The sequence below is a fragment of the Corynebacterium callunae DSM 20147 genome (assembly GCF_000344785.1).
In the GTDB taxonomy this organism is placed as follows: Bacteria; Actinomycetota; Actinomycetes; order Mycobacteriales; family Mycobacteriaceae; genus Corynebacterium; species Corynebacterium callunae.
Map to the genome: position 1 here is coordinate 1,384,945 of NC_020506.1, position 23,662 is coordinate 1,408,606.

The window sequence follows — 23,662 nt, forward strand, 5'->3', positions numbered from 1 at the left end:
ATGAAAAACCTTGCAACGGTGGATAACACCCTCCAGTCCTGGCCACAGGTCATTCTCAACAGCTATGGCACACCACCAATCGAGCTAGTGTCCGGCAAGGGCGCAACCGTCTCCGATGACCAGGGCAATGTTTATATCGACCTACTCGCTGGCATCGCTGTCAACGTCCTTGGCCACGCACACCCCGCCATCATCGAGGCCGTGAGCAGCCAAATTAGCCAACTCGGCCACGTATCAAATCTCTTTGCCTCCCGCCCGGTGGTTGAGGTTGCTGCCGAGCTCATTCAGCGTTTTTCGCTTAACGACGCGCACCTCGCCGCGGACACCCGCGTTTTCTTCTGCAACTCGGGCGCCGAAGCAAACGAGGCAGCTTTCAAGATTGCACGCTTGACTGGGCGGGGACGTATCCTTGCAGCCGTGGACGGATTCCACGGCCGCACCATGGGTGCGCTAGCACTTACCGGCCAGCCAGATAAGCGTGAACCTTTTGCACCAATGGTCCAAGGTGTGGAGTTCTATCCCTATGGTGACCTTGACTACCTGCAAAAATTGGTAGCCACCAACCCTAATGATGTAGCAGCAATCATCTTGGAGCCAATTCAGGGTGAAACCGGCGTTATCCCAGCTCCAGAAGGATTTCTGACTGGTGTGCGCGAATTGTGCACCGCCAATGGCATCTTGATGATCGTTGATGAGGTCCAAACCGGGATCGGCCGTACCGGAAACTTCTTTGCGCACCAGCATGAAGGCATCATCCCTGATGTTGTCACCATGGCAAAGGGCTTGGGTGGCGGTCTGCCTATTGGAGCTTGTCTTGCAACTGGCAAGGCTGCTGAACTAATGACCCCCGGCAAGCATGGCACCACTTTTGGTGGTAACCCGGTTGCCTGCGCCGCAGCGCGTGCCGTGCTTTCCATAGTTGATGATGAATTCTGCACTGACGTTAACCGCAAAGGCGCACAATTTACCGAGGCTTTGTTGAAGCTGGATGGTGTTACTGAGGTGCGTGGCCGTGGCCTCATGCTCGGTGTGGTTCTTGATAAGCCAGTTGCTAAACAAGCTGTAGCGGAAGGCCTCAAGCACGGCGTCATTTTGAACGCGCCGGCAGACAATATCATCCGCCTCACTCCACCTTTGGTGATCTCTGAAGATGAAATCGCCGATGCAGTAAAGGCAATTGCCGACACTCTGGCAGCCTTGTCCTAAACCCCGAGGAGAAAACCCATGACAAACACCCCACTTGTACGTCACTTCTTGGCTGATGATGATCTCAGCCCAGCTGAGCAGGCAGAAGTATTAAAGCTTGCTGCAGACCTAAAGAAGGCACCTTTTTCTGAGCGTCCCCTCGAAGGACCAAAGTCTGTTGCAGTGCTTTTTGATAAGACCTCTACCCGCACCCGCTTCTCCTTCGACGCTGGTATCGCACAGCTTGGTGGCCACGCCATCGTGGTTGATTCCGGCAGCTCTCAGATGGGCAAGGGCGAGACACTGCAAGATACCGCCGCAGTATTGTCCCGCTATGTAGAAGCAATTGTGTGGCGTACCTATGCACACTCCAACTTCCACGCGATGGCGGAAACCTCCACCGTGCCTTTGGTGAACTCCCTTTCCGATGACCTGCACCCTTGCCAGATCCTTGCTGACCTGCAGACCATCATTGAAAACCTGGCACCAGAAGAAGGCCCAGCAGGACTTAAGGGCAAGAAGGCTGTTTACCTCGGCGATGGCGATAACAACATGGCCAATTCCTACATGATTGGCTTTGCTACCGCAGGCATGGATATCTCCATCATTGCGCCAGAGGGTTTCCAGCCCAAGCAAGAGTTTGTTACTCGCGCCCAAAACCGCGCGGCTCAAACTGGCGCCACCGTAGTTGTCACCGACAGCCTTGATGAGGTTGCCGGCGCCGATGTAGTTATCACCGACACCTGGGTATCAATGGGTATGGAAAATGACGGCATCGATCGCACCACGCCTTTTGTTCCTTATCAAGTCAATGATGAGGTCATGGCGCGCGCGAACGAAGGTGCCATTTTCTTGCACTGCCTGCCTGCATACCGTGGCAAGGAAGTTGCAGCCTCTGTCATCGACGGCCCTGCCTCCAAGGTTTTTGATGAAGCGGAAAACCGCCTGCACGCCCAAAAGGCCTTGTTGGTTTGGCTGCTAGCTAACCAGCCAGCCTAGGAGAGACGACCATGAGCACTGAAGAAACCGCAGATCACATCATCTCACCGGCAACGCGCACTGCACGTCAGGCGCTCATTGTCCAGATCCTAGACCGCCAAAAGGTCACCAGCCAGGTACAGCTTTCAGAGCTGCTGCTCGACGAAGGCATCGACATCACTCAGGCAACTCTCTCCCGAGATTTGGATGAGCTTGGTGCCCGCAAAGTCCGTCCCGATGGTGGTCGATCCTTTTATGCCATCGGGCCCGTCGATAGCATCGCCCGCGAAGATCTCCGCGGACCTTCTGAAAAATTACGCCGCATGCTCGATGAGCTGCTAGTTTCCACCGATCACTCAGGAAATATCGCCATGTTGCGCACTCCGCCTGGAGCAGCGCAATACCTGGCTAGCTTTATCGACAGGGTGGGGCTTAAAGAAGTAGTAGGCACCATCGCAGGTGATGACACCGTCTTCGTTTTGGCCAGGGATCCGCTCACTGGAAAAGAGCTGGGCGAATTGCTGGGGAGACGTTCAACTCATCCGAAGTTGGAAGGTAAGGTATAGCACGAGCGTGTCAGTGCTTTACTTTGCCGAGGATGCGGAATTATTCCAAACCACTTCGGAGCCATAACAAAAAGTATGTACGACCGTTCGCCACCCCCCAGCGGACGGCAAGAATTTTAAAATTTAAAGGAGCTTTAAACACATGACTAATCGCGTCGTACTAGCGTACTCCGGCGGCCTCGACACCACCGTTGCCATCCCATACCTGAAGAAGATGATTGAGGGCGAAGTTATCGCAGTTTCCCTCGACCTCGGACAGGGTGGCGAGAACATGGACAACGTGCGCCAGCGCGCATTGGACGCCGGTGCTGTTGAGTCCATCGTGATTGACGCTAAGGATGAGTTTGCAGAGGAGTACTGCCTGCCAACCATCAAGGCAAACGGCATGTACATGAAGCAGTACCCATTGGTTTCTGCAATCTCCCGTCCGCTGATCGTCAAGCACCTTGTTGAGGCCGGCAAGCAGTTCAACGGCACCCACGTTGCACACGGCTGCACCGGTAAGGGCAATGACCAGGTTCGTTTTGAGGTCGGCTTTATGAGCACCGACCCAAATCTGGAGATCATCGCTCCAGCTCGTGACTTCGCATGGACCCGCGACAAGGCAATCGCCTTCGCTGAAGAAAACAATGTGCCAATCGAGCAGTCCGTAAAGTCTCCTTTCTCCATTGACCAGAACGTGTGGGGTCGCGCAATCGAGACCGGTTACCTTGAGGACCTGTGGAACGCTCCTACCAAGGACATCTACGCATACACCGAGGATCCAGCACTGGGCAACGCTCCAGATGAGGTCATCATCTCCTTCGAAGGTGGCAAGCCAGTAGCTATCGACGGCCGTCCAGTAACCGTGCTGCAGGCTATTGAAGAGCTCAACCGTCGTGCAGGTGCACAGGGTGTTGGCCGCCTCGACATGGTTGAGGACCGCCTCATCGGCATCAAGTCCCGTGAAATCTACGAGGCACCAGGTGCAATCACCTTGATCAAGGCTCACGAGGCTTTGGAAGATGTCACCCTGGAGCGTGAACTTGCACGTTATAAGCGCCTTGTTGAGGCGCGTTGGTCTGAAGAGGTTTATGACGGACTGTGGTTCGGTCCGCTGAAGCGCTCCCTCGATGCTTTCATTGACTCCACCCAGGAGCACGTCACCGGCGATATCCGTCTGGTGCTGCACGCAGGTTCCATCACCGTTAATGGTCGTCGTTCCAACCACTCCCTCTACGACTTCAACCTGGCTACCTACGACACCGGCGACACCTTCGACCAGACTTTGGCAAAGGGCTTTGTCCAGCTGCACGGTTTGTCCTCCAAGATCGCCAACAAGCGCGACCGCGAGGCTGGCGCTAACTAAGCCTTCAGGCTTGCCCGCAGCATTGTTTTATTAAAGATTTTCAAGAAGAAAGTAGAAGGATCAACGCGTGGAAAAACACGGAACCAATGAAGGTGCCCTGTGGGGCGGTCGCTTCTCAGGTGGCCCCTCTGAGGCCATGTTTGCACTGAGTGTCTCAACCCATTTTGACTGGGTGCTCGCTCCCTATGACGTGCTTGCCTCCAAGGCCCACGCCAAGGTCCTCCACCAGGCACAGCTGCTTTCCGACGAAGACCTCAAAACCATGCTTGAGGGCTTGGACCAGCTCGGAAAAGATGTCGCTGACGGCTCCTTTGGCCCTTTGCCTTCCGACGAGGATGTGCATGGCGCTATGGAACGTGGCCTCATCGATCGCGTTGGTCCTGAAGTGGGCGGCCGCCTGCGTGCGGGTCGTTCCCGCAATGACCAGGTAGCCACCCTCTTCCGTATGTGGGTGCGCGACGCTGTACGTGGCATCGCACTCGGTGTCAGTGAGCTTGTCGACGCCCTAGCCACTCAGGCAAAGGCGCATCCTGCTGCCATTATGCCTGGTAAAACCCACTTCCAAGCAGCTCAGCCGGTGCTGCTGGCTCATCAGTTGCTGGCTCATGCCCAGCCGCTGCTACGCGATATTGAACGAATCAAGGATCTGGACAAGCGTCTAGCAGTATCTCCATATGGCTCCGGAGCGCTGGCTGGATCTTCTTTGCAGCTCAATCCTGAGGCAATTGCGGAGGAACTCGGCTTTGATTCCGCCGCTGATAACTCTATCGATGCCACCAGCTCCCGTGACTTTGCTTCTGAAACTGCCTTTGTGCTGGCTCAGATCGCTGTCGATATGTCACGCTTGGCTGAAGAAATTATCGCTTGGTGTACCCCAGAATTTAACTACATCACACTGTCTGATTCTTGGTCTACCGGCAGCTCCATCATGCCCCAGAAGAAGAACCCAGACGTGGCAGAGCTGACCCGCGGTAAGACTGGTCGTTTAATCGGTAACCTCGCTGGTTTGATGGCAACCTTGAAGGCTCAGCCTTTGGCTTATAACCGCGACCTGCAGGAAGATAAGGAGCCCATTGTTGATTCGGTGGCGCAGCTTAACCTCTTGCTCCCCGCGATGACAGGCTTGGTTTCCACCCTCACCTTTAATACTGACCGTATGCGTGAGCTGGCACCCGCTGGCTTTACTCTGGCTACCGATTTGGCCGAGTGGATGGTGCGCCAAGGTGTACCTTTCCGCGAAGCTCATGAGGCTTCCGGTGCCTGCGTTCGTATCGCAGAGGGCAGGGGAGTAGACCTGGTTGACCTTAGCGATGAGGAATTTGCCAGTGTTGATCCACGCCTTACCCCTGAGGTGCGCGAGGTACTCACCATCGATGGTGCAGTTGCCTCCCGTGCTACCCGTGGCGGCACCGCCGGTGTCCGCGTAGCGGAGCAGCTCGGCCGAGTAGAAGCCGCAAGCGCGGCTGGTGCGCAATGGGCACGCGAGGGCGTTCGTCGATGAGCGTTAAATGCTTTTAAAAATCCCGTTCCTTTTGGTTCGGGATTTTTCCATGCCTTAATGCGCCACAATTTTTGGGGGCAAGTAGTATAAGCCATATGAGTCTTGATCCGAAGCTTCTAGAAGTCCTGGCCTGCCCAAAGGATAAGGGTCCACTGCGATATCTGGAGAGCGAACAGCTCCTGGTGAATGAGCGTCTCGGTTTGGCATATCGCATTGATGCCGGAATTCCCGTTTTGCTTATCGACGAAGCGACCCCGTGGACCCCAGCTAACTAGATTTTGATCAAGGAAAAATTTAAACAATGAGCAATATTATTGACGAACTCTCCTGGCGTGGCCTGATTAACCAGTCCACCGACCTGGATGCACTACGTGAAGAAACCGCAGAACCAATCACCCTGTACTGCGGTTTTGACCCAACCGGCCCATCTCTGCATGCTGGCCACTTGGTTCCTTTGCTGATGCTGCGCCGTTTCCAAAAGGCTGGCCACAACCCAATCGTGCTGGCTGGTGGCGCAACAGGCATGATCGGCGACCCTCGCGACGTAGGTGAGCGCACCATGAACTCTGCCGATACCGTTGCAGATTGGGCACAGCGCATTTCCGGTCAGCTCAGCCGCTTTGTTGATTTTGAGGGCGAGCACGCTGCACGTTTGGTGAACAACGCCGAGTGGACCAATGAAATGTCCGTAGTTTCCTTCCTCCGTGATGTGGGAAAGCACTTCTCCCTCAACACGATGCTGGCGCGCGATACCGTTAAGCGCCGCTTGGAAAGCGATGGCATTTCCTACACTGAATTCTCCTACATGTTGCTGCAGGCAAATGACTATGTAGAGCTCAATAAGCGTTTTAACTGCACCTTGCAGGTTGGTGGCGGTGATCAATGGGGCAATATCGTCTCCGGTGTTGACCTCAACCGTCGTGTAAACGGCAAGTCCGTACATGCCATTACCGTTCCACTGGTTACTGACTCCGAGGGCAAGAAATTTGGTAAGTCCACCGGTGGCGGAAGCTTGTGGCTCGATCCTGAGATGACAAGCCCATACGCTTGGTACCAGTACTTCATCAATGCTGCCGATGCTGACGTTATCCGTTACCTGCGTTGGTTCACCTTCCTTACTCAAGAAGAATTGGCTGAGTTGGAAGTAGAAGTTGCTGAGCGTCCAGGTAAGCGTGAAGCTCAGCGCCGTTTGGCTCGTGAAATGACAAACTTGGTGCACGGCGAAGAAGCAACTGCTGCTGTTGAGCTGGCAGCTCAGGCACTTTTTGGTCGCGCTGATCTAAGTGATCTGGATGAAAAGACTCTTGCAGCTTCGGTTTCCGAGACCGAAGTGGCAGAAATTCAGGCCGGCGAGCCACGCACCATCATTGACCTATTGGTTGCCAGCGGTTTGGCTGATTCCAAGGGTGCTGCCAAGCGCGCAGTTAAAGAAGGTGGCGCTTACGTAAATAACGAGCGCATTAGCTCCGATGATTGGGAGCCAGCAGCCGAGGATCTACTGCATGGTTCTTGGTTGGTGCTTCGTAAAGGCAAGAAGAACTTTGCCGGCGTGAAGATTGGTGGCTAATTTCTCGCTTTGCGAGGGGATTTCCGGGTTGAGGTTTTTGAAACCTCAGCCCGATTTTTTTGTTTTGTGGGTTGACCTGCAGGTTTGTAGGTTCGCGAGGGAGTGTGTAAATTAATTCGAGTCGCCAGGACAGCGCATCCGCTTCTTAGAAGAGGTTGTTAGCTGATAAAGGTAAAGACAAGGTGAAATTGAAGTTGACTTTAAATTTAAAGTGAACTACAGTGAATCTTCAGCTGCTTAAGGCAACATCAAACTTTAGATTGATGTTGGCTGGGTATGTGTATGTTGTTTGAGAACTCAATAGTGTGCCATTTATTTTATTATGTTTACCATAATCCCCAAACATGGTTTGGGGTTGGTCATGCCGGGTGGTGGGTTGCATATATCCCACCACTGTAAATAAGGAACATGCTCTTTGGGGTGTGTTTTAGTTTTTGTGCATGGTTGTGGTAGAACACTTTTGTTTCCCACTCTTTGACCCCGTCGGGTTGGTGGGGAACGTTTTTTGTTTTATTTTTATAACCATTATTTTTGGTTAACAGCCAGTCAATCACCCTTTTTTGTGGTGGTTGGTTGTTTGTTGTTGGCTGGGTTTTGGGCTTTTCACGGCCTTGAATTTTTTTCATATTTTGTGGAGAGTTTGATCCTGGCTCAGGACGAACGCTGGCGGCGTGCTTAACACATGCAAGTCGAACGATGAAGCTTAGCTTGCTAGGTGGATTAGTGGCGAACGGGTGAGTAACACGTAGGTAATCTGCCCTGCACTTTGGGATAAGCCTGGGAAACTGGGTCTAATACCGAATAGGACACACTATCTTTACGGTGGTGTGTGGAAAGCTTTTGCGGTGTGGGATGAGCCTGCGGCCTATCAGCTTGTTGGTGGGGTAATGGCCTACCAAGGCGTCGACGGGTAGCCGGCCTGAGAGGGTGTACGGCCACATTGGGACTGAGACACGGCCCAGACTCCTACGGGAGGCAGCAGTGGGGAATATTGCACAATGGGCGAAAGCCTGATGCAGCGACGCCGCGTGGGGGATGAAGGCCTTCGGGTTGTAAACTCCTTTCGCTAGGGACGAAGAGTTACATTGACGGTACCTGGAGAAGAAGCACCGGCTAACTACGTGCCAGCAGCCGCGGTAATACGTAGGGTGCGAGCGTTGTCCGGAATTACTGGGCGTAAAGAGCTCGTAGGTGGTTTGTCGCGTCGTCTGTGAAATCCCGGGGCTTAACTCCGGGCGTGCAGGCGATACGGGCATAACTTGAGTGCTGTAGGGGAGACTGGAATTCCTGGTGTAGCGGTGAAATGCGCAGATATCAGGAGGAACACCAATGGCGAAGGCAGGTCTCTGGGCAGTAACTGACGCTGAGGAGCGAAAGCATGGGTAGCGAACAGGATTAGATACCCTGGTAGTCCATGCCGTAAACGGTGGGCGCTAGGTGTAGGGGACTTCCACGTCTTCTGTGCCGCAGCTAACGCATTAAGCGCCCCGCCTGGGGAGTACGGCCGCAAGGCTAAAACTCAAAGGAATTGACGGGGGCCCGCACAAGCGGCGGAGCATGTGGATTAATTCGATGCAACGCGAAGAACCTTACCTGGGCTTGACATATACCGGATCGGCGTAGAGATACGTTTTCCCTTGTGGTCGGTATACAGGTGGTGCATGGTTGTCGTCAGCTCGTGTCGTGAGATGTTGGGTTAAGTCCCGCAACGAGCGCAACCCTTGTCTTATGTTGCCATCACGTGATGGTGGGCACTCATGAGAAACTGCCGGGGTTAACTCGGAGGAAGGTGGGGATGACGTCAAATCATCATGCCCCTTATGTCCAGGGCTTCACACATGCTACAATGGTCGGTACAGCGAGTTGCCACACCGTAAGGTGGAGCTAATCTCTTAAAGCCGGCCTCAGTTCGGATTGGGGTCTGCAACTCGACCCCATGAAGTCGGAGTCGCTAGTAATCGCAGATCAGCAACGCTGCGGTGAATACGTTCCCGGGCCTTGTACACACCGCCCGTCACGTCATGAAAGTTGGTAACACCCGAAGCCAGTGGCCCAACCTTTTAGGGGGGAGCTGTCGAAGGTGGGATCGGCGATTGGGACGAAGTCGTAACAAGGTAGCCGTACCGGAAGGTGCGGCTGGATCACCTCCTTTCTAAGGAGCTTTAAATAAACTCATCCTCAACAGTTGTTGGGTTGTATGGGTTGTTGGTGTTGGAACCCATGTGTGGTTGCCATCAACACAAATTAATCGGGTGGAGATGACCCTTGGTGTGGTAAACACTTCTCTCTGTGGGGGAAGATAAAAATAGGTGGCATGCTGTTGGGTGTCTGAAATGACATGTAATGTGTTGTTTCTTCATCAGATCATGATTATCCAGTGATTGTGCACGGTTGTGTGTGGTTGGTGGTGGTGATGGTGTGTTGTGTGAGAACTGTATAGTGGACGCGAGCATCTTTATTTTTTGTATATTTTTTTGTGTATCCGAACGTGACACACGATGAATGCTTGTTTGAGTGTTTGTTGGTGTGTTGTCTTAGTGTTTTGTTTTTAAGAGCACACGGTGGATGCCTTGGCATATCAAGCCGATGAAGGACGTGAGAGGCTGCGTTATGCCTCGGGGAGTTGCCAACTAAGCGTTGATCCGAGGATGTCCGAATGGGGAAACCCAGCTGCAGTAATGTGTGGTTACCTGCCGGTGAATATATAGCCGGTTGGGAGGTTTACACGGGGAAGTGAAACATCTCAGTACCCGTAGGAGAAGAAAACAATTGTGATTCCGTTAGTAGTGGCGAGCGAACGTGGATGATGGCTAAAGCTTATGTGTGTGATACCCGGCAGGGGTTACATGTAGGTGGTTGTGGGGTTACAGCGTGTGTGTTCTGCCGGACACTGGCACATGGTTAATTGATTAGTGGAAGTGGTGTGGAAACGCCTGCCGTAGAAGGTGATAGTCCTGTACGCGAAGATCAGTTGGTGTGTGTGGTTGTTTTTCCCAAGTAGCAGCGGGCTCGTGGAATCTGCTGTGAATCTGCCGGGACCACCCGGTAAGCCTGAATACTTGATATGACCGATAGCGGATTAGTACCGTGAGGGAATGGTGAAAAGTACCCCGGGAGGGGAGTGAAATAGTACCTGAAACCGTGTGCTTACAATCCGTCAGAGCCTCACTTGTGGGGTGATGGCGTGCCTTTTGAAGAATGAGCCTGCGAGTCAGCGGCATGTCGCGAGGTTAACCCGTGTGGGGTAGCCGTAGGGAAACCGAATCCTAATAGGGTGTGTTAGTGGCATGTCTTGGACCCGAAGCGGAGTGATCTACCCATGGCCAGTGTGAAGCAGAGGTAAGACTTTGTGGAGGCGCGAACCCACTTAGGTTGAAAACTGAGGGGATGAGTTGTGGGTAGGGGTGAAAGGCCAATCAAACTCCGTGATAGCTGGTTCTCCCCGAAATGCATTTAGGTGCAGCGTTGTGTGTTTCTTGCCGGAGGTAGAGCTACTGGATGGTTTAGCGGGACCAACATCTTAGCGACATCAGCCAAACTCCGAATGCCGGTAAGTCAGAGCACAGCAGTGAGACTGCGGGGGATAAGCTTCGTAGTCGAGAGGGAAACAGCCCAGATCGCCGGCTAAGGCCCCTAAGGGTGTGCTAAGTGGAAAAGGAGGTGGGGTCGCGAAGACAGCCAGGAGGTTGGCTTAGAAGCAGCCATCCTTGAAAGAGTGCGTAATAGCTCACTGGTCGAGTGATTCCGCGCCGACAATGTAGTGGGGCTTAAGCACACCGCCGAAGCCGCGGCAATGATACTTTATTGTGTTGTTGGGTAGGGGAGCGTCGTGCACGCGTTGAAGCAGCCTGGTAATGGTGTTGTGGAGTGTGTGCGAGTGAGAATGCAGGCATGAGTAACGAATGATGAGTGAGAAACTCATCCGCCGGATGACTAAGGGTTCCTGGGTCAAGTTAATCTTCCCAGGGTGAGTCGGGGCCTAAGGCGAGGCCGACAGGCGTAGTCGATGGATAACGGGTTGATATTCCCGTACCCGAGTGTGTGCGACCATGGTGAATCAGTGATACTAACCACCCGAATGCTTCCATGTGTCATCTTTGATGATGTGTGGTTGTGGTTTGCGTGGGACCTGATCTGGTAGTAGCTAAGTGATGGGGTGACGCAGTGAGGTAGCTAAGCCACTTATTGGATTGTGGTGTAAGCGTGTAGCACTGTTGGTAGGTAAATCCGCCAACTATTAATGTGTGAGGCGTGATGCAGAGCCCTTTTGGGGTGAAGTTGGTGATCCTGTACTGTCGAGAAAAGCCTCTAGCGATGTACATATTCGGCCCGTACCCTAAACCGACACAGGTAGTCAGGTAGAGAATACTAAGGCGTTCGGGTGAACTGTGGTTAAGGAACTCGGCAAAATGCCCCCGTAACTTCGGGAGAAGGGGGGCCATCATAGGTGAACACCTTTGCGGTGGGAGCGTGTGGTGGTCGCAGAGAATAGAGGGAAGCGACTGTTTACTAAAAACACAGGTCCGTGCGAAGACGTTTAAGTTGATGTATACGGACTGACGCCTGCCCGGTGCTGGAAGGTTAAGAGGACCGGTTAGCTGTTAAAGGCGAAGCTGAGAATTTAAGCCCCAGTAAACGGCGGTGGTAACTATAACCATCCTAAGGTAGCGAAATTCCTTGTCGGGTAAGTTCCGACCTGCACGAATGGCGTAACGACTTCCCTGCTGTCTCAACCACAGGCCCGGTGAAATTGCAGTACGAGTAAAGATGCTCGTTACGCGCGGCAGGACGAAAAGACCCCGGGACCTTCACTATAGCTTGGTATTGGTGTTTGATTCGGTTTGTGTAGGATAGGTGGGAGACTTCGATCATATGACGCTAGTTGTGTGTGAGTCGTTGGTGAAATACCACTCTGATCGGATTGAATGTCTTAACCTTGGCCCATGATCTGGGTTGGGGACAGTGCCTGGTGGGTAGTTTAACTGGGGCGGTTGCCTCCCAAAATGTAACGGAGGCGCCCAAAGGTTTCCTCAGCTTGGTTGGTAATCAGGTGGTGAGTGTAAGTGCACAAGGGAGCTTGACTGTGAGAGTGACAACTCGAGCAGGGACGAAAGTCGGGACTAGTGATCCGGCACCAACTTGTGGTTGTGGTGTCGCTCAACGGATAAAAGGTACCCCGGGGATAACAGGCTGATCTTCCCCAAGAGTCCATATCGACGGGATGGTTTGGCACCTCGATGTCGGCTCGTCGCATCCTGGGGCTGGAGTAGGTCCCAAGGGTTGGGCTGTTCGCCCATTAAAGCGGCACGCGAGCTGGGTTTAGAACGTCGTGAGACAGTTCGGTCTCTATCCGCCGCGCGCGTTGAAACTTAAGGAAGGCTGTCCCTAGTACGAGAGGACCGGGACGGACGTACCTCTGGTGTGCCAGTTGTTCCGCCAGGAGCAGGGCTGGTTGGCTACGTACGGAAGGGATAACCGCTGAAAGCATCTAAGCGGGAAGCCTGTTTCGAGATGAGGTTTCTTTTGAGGTTCCCTATAGATTATGGGGTTGATAGGCCAGATCTGGACGCATTGTAAGGTGTGGAGGTGACTGGTACTAATTTACCGACAACAAAACACGAACAATCCTTATGGGGTTGTTGGTGATACGCAAAATATGTAACGAAAAATAGCACAAAGATTTGCTCGCGTCCACTATGCAGTATTTGACACAACACGCGCATCGGATTGTGGTGTGGTGGTTGGTTGTGTCGGTGGTGATAGTAGCAGGGAAACGCCCGGTCCCGTTCCGAACCCGGAAGCTAAGCCTGGTTACGCTGATGGTACTGCACTCGGGAGGGTGTGGGAGAGTAGGTTACCGCCGACCTAAAACTTAAAAGTGAAACAGAAAGAGTGTGATTCAATGGTAGAGGTGTTTATTTCCCTCCCATTGAGTCACACTCTTTTTGTCGTTCTATAATAAAGTCTTTACTCGGTTCTCTAATGAAGGAACAACATGGCTGATAATTTCGATCGCTCGCGCGACAATGACCGCTCAGGAAGTCGCCCTCCTCGCAGTGACCGTGGCGGATACCGCGGTGGACGCGCAAACGATGACCGTGGATCTTCACGTCGTCCCTCCGACAACGGTGATTCTCGCGAGCGTGGAAGTTATCGCGGAGGTTCCTCCGACCGTTCCCGTGACGATCGTCAGGGCTCCGGCTCTGGCTCCGGTCGCTTCGAGAATCGTAACCGTGACGGATATCGTTCAGACCGTTCCTCCAGCAGCGATCGTCGCGATGACCGCAATGATCGTGGCGGATACCGCGATCGTAATGACAACCGTGGTGAATACCGTGGCGGCGACAACCGTGGTGGAGCAGACCGTCCTCGTGGCGATCGCCCATACGCACGCAATGATCGTAATGACCGTGGTGCAGCAGGACGAAGCTCCTACCGTGGCGATGACCGCCGTGACGATCGTCGCGATGATCGCAGGGATGACCGTCGTGGACCTTCTCAAAGCCGTGACGGTGAGCGTCGTTATGAAAAGCGCGATGACAATCGCGGTGGCCGACCAGGCGGTCGCGATCAGCGCAGCCATGCTAACCGTGGCGGCCGCGAAGTTCAGCGCGACACTCTCAACCCACAGCGTTCCGGTTTCCGTGAAGAGCGCCTGAACACTCGTCTAAATGAGCCTGATTTGCCAGGCGATATTGACATCAAGGATCTTGATCCAATGGTGTTGCAGGATCTGCGCGTGCTGTCCAAGGACAATGCAGATGCTGTAGCAAAGCATATGATCATGGCTGCTACCTGGCTTTCTGATGATCCAAAACTGGCTTTGCGTCACTCTCGTGCAGCTAAGGATCGGGCCGGCCGTATTTCGGTGGTTCGTGAAACCAACGGCATTGTTGCTTATCATGCAGGTGAGTGGAAGGAAGCTCTTTCTGAGCTGCGCGCTGCTCGTCGTATGTCTGGCGGACCTGGCCTAATTGCTGTGATGGCTGACTGTGAACGCGGTTTGGGCCGTCCAGAAAAGGCTATTGAGCTTGCTCGTTCCGAGGACGTTAGTGAACTGGATGAGGAAAACACCATCGAGTTGGCTATTGTCGTTGCGGGTGCCCGTCATGACCTCGGCCAGCACGATGCTGCGGTTATTGAATTGCAGCGTGTTAACCCTAGTTTGACCTCCACTGGATTCACTCAGTCTCGTCTTTCTTATGCCTATGCTGATGCGCTTGTTTTGGCTGGTCGTAGCGATGAAGCTCGTGAGTGGTTCCAGCATGCTGCAGACCTTGATGAAGATGGATTCTTGGATGCAGAGGAGCGTATTGAACAGCTCGATAAGGGAAGCAACTAGACTGTGAGGTTATGAGTCTAATCACGGAGTACGACAGCCTTTTGCTGGATCTTGATGGCACCGTTTATGAAGGTGGACGGGCCATCTCCCACGCAGTGGAATCCATTACAAACTCCGGCCTGCCGGTCATGTATGTCACCAATAATGCATCTCGCGCCCCACAAGTGGTGGCGCAACAATTGCAAGATATTGGACTTGAAACAGCGACCGCCGACTCCGTGATGACCTCCGCACAAGCTGCTATCCGCATGGCAGCCCAAGAGGTGCCCGCTGGCTCCAAGATGTTGATCCTCGGCACTGATTCTTTTAGGGATCTAGCTCGCGCAGCGGGCTTTGAGGTTGTTGCCTCAGCGGACGATCAACCTGCAGCAGTTCTCCATGGCCACAATCCGGAAACTGGATGGGCCCAATTAAGCGAAGCTGCCTTGGCAATTGCCAAAGGCGCACGCTATTTTGCATCAAACTTAGATTCAACCTTGCCCATGGAGCGCGGACTGCACGTGGGTAATGGGTCTATGGTCGCCGCCGTAGTTAATGCCACCGGAGTTAGCCCACAGTCTGCTGGAAAGCCTGGTCCTGCCATGTTTTATGCCGCAGCTGAAATTTTGCAGTCCACCCGCCCTTTGGCCGTAGGTGACCGCCTGGACACTGATATCGCCGGCGGAAACGCAGCGGGTATGGATACTTTCCAAGTGCTAACTGGCGTCAGTGGGTTTTATGATCTCGCATTCGCCTCCGTCGAAAAGCGCCCCACCTATATTGGCAGCTCCCTGGCTGACCTTTTCAGCGACCCCGATACCCTGCGGCCTGGTGCCCAGGGCGGTTTTGAGGCGCTTGTCGACGGCGCCACTGTGGTCCTGAGTGGCGGGGAGTCAGGCGAGCCTATGCACGCGCTGCGCACCGTTTTAGCAGCAGCCTGGGCTGCCCCGCAGCCCATTACTGAGGTTGTTGCGCAATCTCCAGCTGCGCACAAAGCTTTGGAGGCCTGGTGGTAGCGCCCAAACCACAGGACCCGCGCAGCAGCGCCGACCCTGAATTAATTGCTGCCAAAGTTAATGAAATCCTCAGTAAAACTGCGGAAAACCTCAGTGAAGAAGCTGCCTTTTTGGAAGAGGCACACCGCATCCTCAATGAAGCTTTGGCTTAAAACCCACACGTGGAATGAAGAAAGAAGAACACCTCTAGATGGTTGCACGCAGAAGATTGGATGCAGAACTAGTTCGTCGCAAGATCGCGCGTTCTAGGGAACACGCTGTGGAGATGATTCGTGGGCAGCGTGTGTATGTGGCCGGAATTTTGGCTCTGAAGCCAGCCACCGTAGTGGAGCCAGAAGTCTCAATTCGAGTTGAAGAAGATACCAGTGAAAACTGGGCATCCCGTGGCGCACATAAGTTGTTGGGCGCCCTGGAAGCTTTTGAGCCCGCGGGGCTTAGTGTTAAGGGCCGGCGCGTACTTGATGCCGGCGCGTCAACTGGTGGGTTTACGGACGTTTTGCTGCGTCGAGAAGCTTCCGAAGTGGTCGCCGTGGACGTCGGATATGGTCAGCTGATTTGGCGCTTGCAAAACGATGATCGCGTGCGCGTGGTTGACCGCACCAATATTCGCTATATGACGCTGGAGGATACTGGCGGAGAATGCGACATGATGGTCGGCGATCTCTCCTTTATCTCCCTCAAGCTCACGCTGCCGGCAATCGCCGCCGTGCTCAGTGAAGGCGCTGACCTATTGCCTATGGTCAAGCCTCAATTTGAGGTCGGAAAAGAGCGCCTAGGTAATGGTGGAGTTGTGCGCTCACCGCAGCTGCGTGCGGAAGTTACCCAAGATATTGCCGAATTTGCAGTTACGCTAGGCCTTAGCTTGAAGCAGGTTGTAGCATCTCCTTTGCCGGGACCATCTGGAAACGTAGAGTATTTCCTCTGGTTGGTCAAAGATGACGGCAAAACTATGCCAGATGCTGCACAATTGCATGAGATGATTACTAAAGCAGTGGAAGAAGGGCCGCAATAATGAGCGCAGCCAAAAAACGGTCTGTTCTTTTGGTACCGCACACCGGTCGATCCTCAAATATTGAGTCTGCAGTGATGGCTGCAGAACTTCTTGATAGCTCCGGAATTGAAGTTCGGGTGTTGGTCAATGCTGAAGATGATCCCATTGCACACCACCCCGTATTAGGAAATTTTGTGCAGGTTCATCCCACTGAGGATGCAGCTGCAGGCGTTGAACTAGTGCTGGTGCTGGGCGGTGATGGTACCTTCTTGCGCGCTGCTGATATGGCACACGCAGTGGATTTGCCCGTTTTGGGCATCAACCTTGGACATGTTGGATTCTTGGCGGAGTGGGAATCGGATTCCCTGGAAGAAGCCATCAAACGTGTTGTCGAATGTGACTACCGCGTGGAAGACCGCATGACCTTGGATCTGGTTGTCCGTGATGACAATCTGGTGGAAATTGGCCGTGGCTGGGCGCTAAATGAGGTGAGCATTGAAAACCTCAATAGGCGTGGTGTTTTGGACGCTACCTTGGAAGTAGATGAACGCCCAGTAGCTTCTTTTGGCTGCGATGGTGTCCTTATTTCGACTCCAACGGGCTCGACAGCCTACGCTTTCTCTGCTGGTGGCCCAGTATTGTGGCCAGAACTTGATGCCATTTTGGTAGTGCCCAATAATGCCCATGCGCTCTTTACAAAGCCCCTGGTAGTAAGCCCTAAATCCTCAGTAGCAGTGGAATCTAAATCAGATACCTCACCCGCTATTGCAGTGATGGATGGTTGCCGTCAATTGTCTATGCCACCTGGATCGCGTGTTGAGGTTTCCCGCGGACATCGTCCAGTGCGTTGGGTGCGCCTTGATTCTTCGCCATTTACCGATCGTTTGGTGAGCAAATTGCACCTGCCGGTGGTGGGTTGGCGCGGACCGCATAAATCAGCTGATCTACAAGACGGCAGCTCAGCGGGGTAGTTCGAAAATTTTTCGAACAAGTAGCACGGATGTTCGCATGAATGTCCGTGTTTTGTTGTACACTTTGAGGCATGCTCGCAGACATCGCCATTGAAAACCTTGGAGTGATTCCAGCCGCCTCAGCTGAGTTCAGCTCGGGGCTTACCGTGCTCACCGGTGAAACCGGCGCAGGTAAAACCATGGTTGTTACTGGTCTCCGCCTTTTATGCGGTGGACGTGCGGACGCCTCACGGGTGCGTACCGGATCCCCTCAAGCGGTTGTGGAAGGCCGTTTTATTACCGAGGGAGTACCTCAAGACATTGTCGAACGTGCGACCGGAATAGTTTCGAACGCCGGTGGCGCAGCAGATGAAAATGGGGAGTTTTTGGCGGTACGTTCAGTTAACGCCAATGGCCGTTCCAAAGCTCATTTAGGTGGCCGAGCAGTGCCAGCAGCTACCCTTAATGAATTCTCAGATGAACTGTTAACCATCCACGGCCAAAATGATCAATTGCGTTTGCTCTCTGCGGAGCGCCAATTGGACGCACTGGATCGGTTTGATCCCCAATTGGCGGAGCTGCGCAAAGCCTATGGCGCAAAATACCTCACCTGGAAAACGCTGCACCGGGATTTGGAAAAGCGCATTTCCAGCCGCCGAGAATTAGCCCAAGAGGTTGACCGCCTGCAATTTGCCATTAATGAAATTGATGAGGTTGCACCACAACCAGGCGAGGATAAAGAACTGCTCCTGCAGATTCGCCGGCTCCAGGATGTTGATACCTTGCGTGAACAAGCTGCCAGTGCGCTTGCAGCAATTGACGGTGCTAGCTCTTTGAGTGAAGCCATGGGTGGATCTCAAGGCTTTGATGATGCTCAAGAATCTGCCTCCGATCAGTTGGGCCAGGCAGAATCCGCCTTGGGAAGCAGTGAAGATCCCACCCTAAAGGCGCTTTCTGCGCAGTTGGGGGAGATCACCACGATGCTCAGTGAGGTCTCTATGGAACTGGGCGGATTCCTTTCAGACCTGCCTGCAGATCCCCAAGCCTTGGATGAACTATTAACCAGGCAACAGCAACTGAAATTGCTCACCAGAAAATACGCCGCTGATATTGACGGCGTAATCACCTGGCAGCAAAAAGCTCAGGTTCGCCTAGAGAGCATTGATATTTCCACCGAGGCACTGGACAAGCTTAAAGAGGACCTTAAAAAGGCTGAGTTGGCCATGAATAAGGCTGCCAAAAAGCTTTCCACCTTAAGAGCTAAGGCTGCTAAAAAGCTGGGCGATACCGTCACTGAGGAACTGCAGGGTCTTGCCATGCAAAAGGCGCGTTTTGTAGTTGATATTCGCACTGTTGCCGCCGGACCGACCGGAATGGACCAGGTGGAATTTCAGTTGGCAGCTAATTCCTTGGCGCAACCTCGCCCCTTGGCATCCTCTGCCTCCGGTGGTGAGCTTTCCCGCGTGATGCTTGCCCTCGAGGTGATCTTATCGGCAGGAACCACCGGAACCACCCTAGTTTTCGACGAAGTTGATGCCGGTGTCGGTGGCCGGGCAGCTGTAGAAATTGGCCGTCGCCTGGCTCGACTTGCAACTGCCAACCAGGTTATTGTGGTCACGCACTTGCCACAGGTTGCTGCTTACGCGGACACTCACCTGCATGTCGCCAAAGATGTCCATGAAAAGGCAGTGACTTCAGGAGTGGAAACCCTAAGTTATGAGCGCCGAATTGAAGAGCTTTCCCGAATGTTGGCTGGTTTGGAAGATACTGCCACTGGTCGCGCACATGCTACTGAGCTGTTGGAACGTGCACAGCGGGAGAAGCAAGATATTTGCGCGAGTGAAAATAGGGAACTTTTAGCAGCAAGTGCCTAGAAATTTCCATGGTGCGTCCTAAAATCTTCCAAAACTGAGATTATTTTTGGCGCGCCTCCACCAAAGGTTGAGACTTTGCCCGCACAATGGGGGCTATGAGTCTGTTCAACCGCAATGCCGACCTACCTGGCCTGCAAGGTGCTACCCGCAATTGCACCACTCAAGGCAAGGGGTTTAAGCGTCTTTCTGAGGGCGATCTCGCAATTATCGATGCACCAGATCTCTCCAGGGCTTTTGCCCAGCGCTTGCTCGCTGCCCGCCCCGCAGCAGTACTCAACGTATCCCGGTTTACCACCGGTGCAGTGCCCAATTTTGGGCCCCAAATGCTTCTCGACGCAGGAATCATCCTCGTTGAGGGCTTTGGCAATGAAATCGTTGACGGTATTAAAGACGGTAAAAAAGGTCGCCTCACCGAAGACGGACAACTCTTCAATGGTGAGCGCCTGATCGCTTCCGGAACTCCGGTAAACGCAGCTTCCGCTGAAAAGTCCTTCACCGAAGCCCAGCAATCCTTGCTGGATCATATGGAAGCCTATTTTGGCAACACCATTCAGTTCATTCACTCTGAAGCTCCACTGCTTATTGATGGTTTAGGCATCCCTGACACCGGCAACACCATCGAAGGCAAGAAGGTTCTGGTTGTCAGCCCTGGCAACAACCACCGCAGCAAACTCAAAGAACTCCGCAACTTCATTCGGGAATATGACCCAGTACTTATCGGCGTTGATGGGGCAGCAGACACCCTCGTGGAATTGGGCTACAAACCAGCATTGATCGTGGGCAATCCCACGGGCATCGGCGCAGATGCCTTGCGCAGTGGCGCACATGTCATCTTGCCTGCTGATCCCGATGGCCACACCGTTGGTCTGGAGCGCATTCAAGACCTCGGCATTGGCGCCATGACGTTCCCTTCCTCGGTAAGCTCCGCCACTGATTTGGCCCTCTTGCTGGCTAATTATCACAACCCACAGATGATCGTAAACGTCGGTGGCCCTGTCACCCTCGACGATGTCTTTGCCGGCCAGGAGGACGCGGACCCCGCAGCGCTGCTCACTCGTGCGAAGGTGGGCACCAAGCTTGTCGACGGCTCCGTGATCGCGGATCTTTATAATGTCCGCAGCTCAGGTAGCTTTGCCTGGCTGTGGGCGCTGCTAGGAATTTTGGTAGCAGTTGCAGTCATCATCGTTATCGCTGGTACGGCTGGCGGCGGATCATTTGTAGACAACCTCATCGACACCTGGAATAGCTTCGCGCTAACTGTCCAGGGTTGGTTCAAATAAGAAAACGGGGTTGAACTTATATGGCTAAAAAGAGCGCCAAGGGTGCCACCGCAATTGCTGGCATTGCTTTTGGACTAGCGGCCGGTGTGGCATTGGGAACCTATGTTTTGGCTCCTAATCTCCCGGAAAATAGCGATCCAAATGCTCCAACCTCAGCAGACCTTAAAGCTGCACAATTAGAGGCTGAAGTTAATGCAGTGCAGGCCGATCAAGCCGATAGTATTATCGACCACATTGTGGAAGATGTCGTGGCCGGAACACTGACTGACCGTCCAGTCTTGATTATGCACACCACAGATGCCGAACAATCCGATATTGATGATGTCTCCTGGTTGCTCAACCAAGCAGGTGCCATTGATGCCGGTACGATCACCCTGGAAGATTCCTTTTTCTCCCAAGACGGTGCTGACCAACTGAAATCCATCGTGGCAAATACCTTGCCTGCAGGAGCTCAGCTTTCTGAAACTCAGTTAGACCCGGGTACTCACGCCGGTGAAGCACTTGGTGCAGGTTTGATGTTAAATCCTGAAAATGGAGAGCCACTAGCTAGCACCGCTGAGCGAGGCTTATTACTTAACGTACTACGCGATAGTGGATATATTTCTTATCAAGACGGCACTATTTTGCCTGGCCAGGTAGTTGTTTTTATCACCGGAAATAGCGACGGCAGCGGTGATAGTGCCTTTGCCGCAGAAACTCAATCGATGTTCGCGCGCGCCCTAGATTCCAAGGGCTCCGGCGTAGTGGTCGCAGGCCGTATTCTTAGTGCTTCAGACACCGGAGTTATTGGTCGTCTCCGTGCTAATCCAGATGCAGCATCAAAGGTTTCTACAGTGGATTCCCTTGATCGCACCTGGGGCAAGATGGCAACGGTCCTTTCCATACGCGATGAACTTGCTAATCGCTCAGGGGCCTATGGCTCAGCTGCTTCTGCAGAGGCAGCAAGCCCATCTCTTGATGGGGCTACTCCTGCACCAGCCGATGATTCCACCGAGGCTGATGGGGTGGAGGTAGCTACTCCTTAGCTCCACTTTCCTAAGCGCCAAACTCCTAGTTAATTTCTGCTAGGAGTTTGGCGCTTTTTTGCGGGCAAAACATCATCTATTAGGCGATAGTTAAGTCTTGTGTTTTAGAGCCCTAAGCTGCGGTTATTTACATCTGTTCTAGGTATGTTATGCTGGGGTTCCGTAGGTTTGAAAAGTCGGAAACTTCGCCGAGTTTTTCACTGCGGATTTTTTGTTTTCTGGGCTCTTTTTCCCAAAACAAATCTCTCGCATTGCTGAGAAACGGCGGGGACCGTGGCCACGTGCCGGCAGTTTAAACACACCATTCGTTTAAGTTCACCGCACCGCCTTAGCTCGGAAAAACATCTGAGCTTCGGTCGATATAGGAAGGTCCCTGAAACTCATGACCTCACCACGCAATACGCGTACCACCAAGCACATCTTTGTTACCGGTGGCGTTGTTTCGTCCCTGGGCAAGGGACTTACTGCTGCTAGCCTTGGACAGCTTCTGATCGCTCGGGGTCTCTCCGTCACTATGCAGAAGCTTGATCCTTACCTCAACGTTGATCCAGGCACCATGAACCCATTCGAACATGGCGAGGTGTTTGTTACCGAAGATGGTGCAGAAACCGACCTTGACCTGGGCCACTATGAGCGTTTCTTGGATCGCAACCTGACTCTCAATGCCAACGTAACCACCGGCAAGGTGTACTCCACCGTTATCGCCAAGGAACGTCGCGGCGAATACTTGGGCAAGACTGTCCAGGTCATTCCTCATATCACCGATGAGATCAAGGCTCGTATCCTTGCCATGGGTGCACCAGATGCCAATGGCAACGTTCCAGACGTTGTTATCTCTGAGGTCGGTGGCACCGTGGGTGACATTGAGTCCCAGCCATTCCTGGAAGCAGCTCGTCAGGTCCGCCATGAAATCGGTCGCGATAACTGCTTCTTCATTCACTGCTCTTTGGTTCCTTACCTGGCTACCTCCGGTGAGCTTAAGACCAAGCCAACCCAGCACTCCGTATCTGAGCTACGCGGAATCGGCATCTTGCCAGATGCACTTGTACTGCGTTGTGACCGTGAGGTCCCACAGGGTCTTAAAGACAAGATCGCCATGATGTGTGACGTTGAGAATGAGGGCGTTGTATCCTGCCCTGATTCCAACTCCATCTACAACATTCCAGATGTGCTTTACCGTGAGCACCTGGATACCTTCATTATTCGTCGCCTGGGACTTCCTTTCCGCGATGTTGATTGGACCAGCTGGCACAACCTCATTGATCGAGTCAACAACCCTAAGCACGAGATCAACGTTGGCATCGTGGGCAAGTACATCGACCTGCCAGATGCTTACCTCTCCGTAGTTGAGGCAGTCCGTGCGGCAGGTTATGCCAATTGGACCCGCACCAACATCAAGTGGATTGCCTCTGATGATTGCGAAACCCCAGCCGGTGCTAAGCGCGCTTTGCAAAACGTTGACGCTGTAGTAATCCCAGGTGGCTTTGGTATTCGTGGTATCGAAGGCAAGATCGGTGCTATCACCTATGCCCGTGAAAACAAGGTTCCTTTGTTGGGACTTTGCCTTGGTCTGCAGTGCACCGTTATTGAGGCCGCTCGCCAGGCCGGTCTGGAAAACGCTTCCTCTACTGAGTTTGATCCTGAGGCAGAGCAACCAGTTATCGCCACCATGGAGGAGCAGAAGGCTGCTGTATCCGGTGAAGCTGACCTAGGTGGCACCATGCGTTTGGGTGCATACCCAGCCACCTTGCGGGAAGATTCCTTGGTTGCAGAACTCTACGGCACCACTGAGGTTTCCGAGCGTCACCGTCACCGCTACGAGGTCAACAACGCTTACCGTGGTCAGATTGAAGAAGGCTCGGATCTAATTTTCTCCGGTACTTCTCCAGATGGCCAGTTGGTTGAGTTTGTGGAATACCCTAAGGACGTACACCCATTCTTGGTTGCAACCCAGGCACACCCTGAATACAAGTCCCGTCCAACCCACGCGCACCCACTCTTTGTGGGCTTGGTTAAGACTGCCCTCGAGCTAAGCCAGCGCGCTTAGTTCTACAATGAGT

Annotated in this window: 17 protein-coding genes and 3 rRNA genes; 19 read left to right on the plus strand and 1 reads right to left on the minus strand. The window is 53.3% G+C overall.

Annotated elements, in window-relative coordinates; translation table 11 throughout:
- The 7 genes from H924_RS06510 to tyrS all read left to right on the plus strand — a co-directional run bounded on the left by H924_RS06510 (nt 1) and on the right by tyrS (nt 7,145).
- Nucleotides 1–1,206 (plus strand): acetylornithine transaminase, encoded by a 1,206-nt coding sequence (locus H924_RS06510; protein WP_015651166.1) that lies wholly within the window; start codon nt 1–3, stop codon nt 1,204–1,206.
- Nucleotides 1,207–1,224: 18 nt separating this feature from the next.
- Nucleotides 1,225–2,184, plus strand: a complete 960-nt coding sequence (gene argF, locus H924_RS06515; RefSeq protein ID WP_015651167.1) for an ornithine carbamoyltransferase — start codon at nt 1,225–1,227, stop codon at nt 2,182–2,184.
- Between the two features lie 11 nt (nt 2,185–2,195).
- A complete protein-coding gene (locus H924_RS06520; protein WP_015651168.1) occupies nt 2,196–2,729 on the plus strand; it encodes an arginine repressor in 534 nt (177 codons plus the stop codon).
- Nucleotides 2,730–2,871: 142 nt separating this feature from the next.
- On the plus strand, nt 2,872–4,077 hold the full coding sequence (locus H924_RS06525; protein WP_015651169.1) for an argininosuccinate synthase: 1,206 nt from the start codon (nt 2,872–2,874) through the stop codon (nt 4,075–4,077).
- A gap of 67 nt (nt 4,078–4,144) precedes the next feature.
- Complete coding sequence (gene argH / locus H924_RS06530) at nt 4,145–5,578, plus strand: argininosuccinate lyase (protein ID WP_015651170.1); 1,434 nt, start codon at nt 4,145–4,147, stop codon at nt 5,576–5,578.
- Between the two features lie 95 nt (nt 5,579–5,673).
- Entirely contained in the window at nt 5,674–5,853 is a 180-nt protein-coding gene (locus tag H924_RS06535; protein ID WP_015651171.1) for a Trm112 family protein, read from the plus strand.
- A 26-nt stretch (nt 5,854–5,879) separates the two neighbouring features.
- Complete coding sequence (gene tyrS, locus H924_RS06540; RefSeq protein WP_015651172.1) at nt 5,880–7,145, plus strand: tyrosine--tRNA ligase; 1,266 nt, start codon at nt 5,880–5,882, stop codon at nt 7,143–7,145.
- 359 nt (nt 7,146–7,504) lie between these two features.
- On the opposite strand, the gene H924_RS06545 is transcribed toward tyrS, so the two are convergent.
- A complete protein-coding gene (locus tag H924_RS06545; RefSeq protein ID WP_015651173.1) occupies nt 7,505–7,771 on the minus strand; it encodes a hypothetical protein in 267 nt (88 codons plus the stop codon).
- A 2-nt stretch (nt 7,772–7,773) separates the two neighbouring features.
- Between H924_RS06545 and H924_RS06550 the strand changes: the two genes are divergently transcribed.
- From H924_RS06550 to H924_RS06600, 12 genes are all read left to right on the plus strand, one after another.
- Nucleotides 7,774–9,297, plus strand: a 16S ribosomal RNA gene (locus H924_RS06550).
- 386 nt (nt 9,298–9,683) lie between these two features.
- Nucleotides 9,684–12,765 (plus strand): 23S ribosomal RNA (locus H924_RS06555).
- 129 nt (nt 12,766–12,894) lie between these two features.
- Nucleotides 12,895–13,011: ribosomal RNA gene (rrf, locus tag H924_RS06560) — 5S ribosomal RNA — on the plus strand.
- The 16S, 23S and 5S rRNA genes sit together here, the layout of an rRNA operon.
- A 129-nt stretch (nt 13,012–13,140) precedes the next feature.
- Nucleotides 13,141–14,487 carry a hypothetical protein gene (locus tag H924_RS06565; protein WP_015651174.1) on the plus strand — a complete coding sequence of 449 codons (1,347 nt, stop codon included), beginning with the start codon at nt 13,141–13,143 and terminating at the stop codon, nt 14,485–14,487.
- Between the two features lie 11 nt (nt 14,488–14,498).
- Nucleotides 14,499–15,482 carry an HAD-IIA family hydrolase gene (locus H924_RS06570; RefSeq protein ID WP_015651175.1) on the plus strand — a complete coding sequence of 328 codons (984 nt, stop codon included), beginning with the start codon at nt 14,499–14,501 and terminating at the stop codon, nt 15,480–15,482.
- Nucleotides 15,476–15,634: a hypothetical protein gene (locus H924_RS14360; protein WP_015651176.1), complete on the plus strand. Its 159-nt coding sequence runs from the start codon at nt 15,476–15,478 to the stop codon at nt 15,632–15,634. Before H924_RS06570 ends, H924_RS14360 begins: the two co-directional genes overlap by 7 nt.
- Before the next feature lie 38 nt (nt 15,635–15,672).
- Complete coding sequence (locus H924_RS06575; protein WP_015651177.1) at nt 15,673–16,494, plus strand: TlyA family RNA methyltransferase; 822 nt, start codon at nt 15,673–15,675, stop codon at nt 16,492–16,494.
- A complete protein-coding gene (locus H924_RS06580) occupies nt 16,494–17,444 on the plus strand; it encodes an NAD kinase (RefSeq protein ID WP_015651178.1) in 951 nt (316 codons plus the stop codon). The genes H924_RS06575 and H924_RS06580 overlap by 1 nt, the downstream gene beginning before the upstream one ends.
- Before the next feature lie 71 nt (nt 17,445–17,515).
- Nucleotides 17,516–19,297: a DNA repair protein RecN gene (gene recN, locus H924_RS06585; protein WP_015651179.1), complete on the plus strand. Its 1,782-nt coding sequence runs from the start codon at nt 17,516–17,518 to the stop codon at nt 19,295–19,297.
- An 86-nt stretch (nt 19,298–19,383) separates the two neighbouring features.
- Complete coding sequence (gene steA / locus H924_RS06590; RefSeq protein WP_015651180.1) at nt 19,384–20,577, plus strand: putative cytokinetic ring protein SteA; 1,194 nt, start codon at nt 19,384–19,386, stop codon at nt 20,575–20,577.
- A 20-nt stretch (nt 20,578–20,597) separates the two neighbouring features.
- Nucleotides 20,598–21,602: a copper transporter gene (locus H924_RS06595; protein WP_015651181.1), complete on the plus strand. Its 1,005-nt coding sequence runs from the start codon at nt 20,598–20,600 to the stop codon at nt 21,600–21,602.
- 382 nt (nt 21,603–21,984) lie between these two features.
- A complete protein-coding gene (locus H924_RS06600; RefSeq protein WP_015651182.1) occupies nt 21,985–23,649 on the plus strand; it encodes a CTP synthase in 1,665 nt (554 codons plus the stop codon).
- Nucleotides 23,650–23,662: the final 13 nt, after the last annotated feature.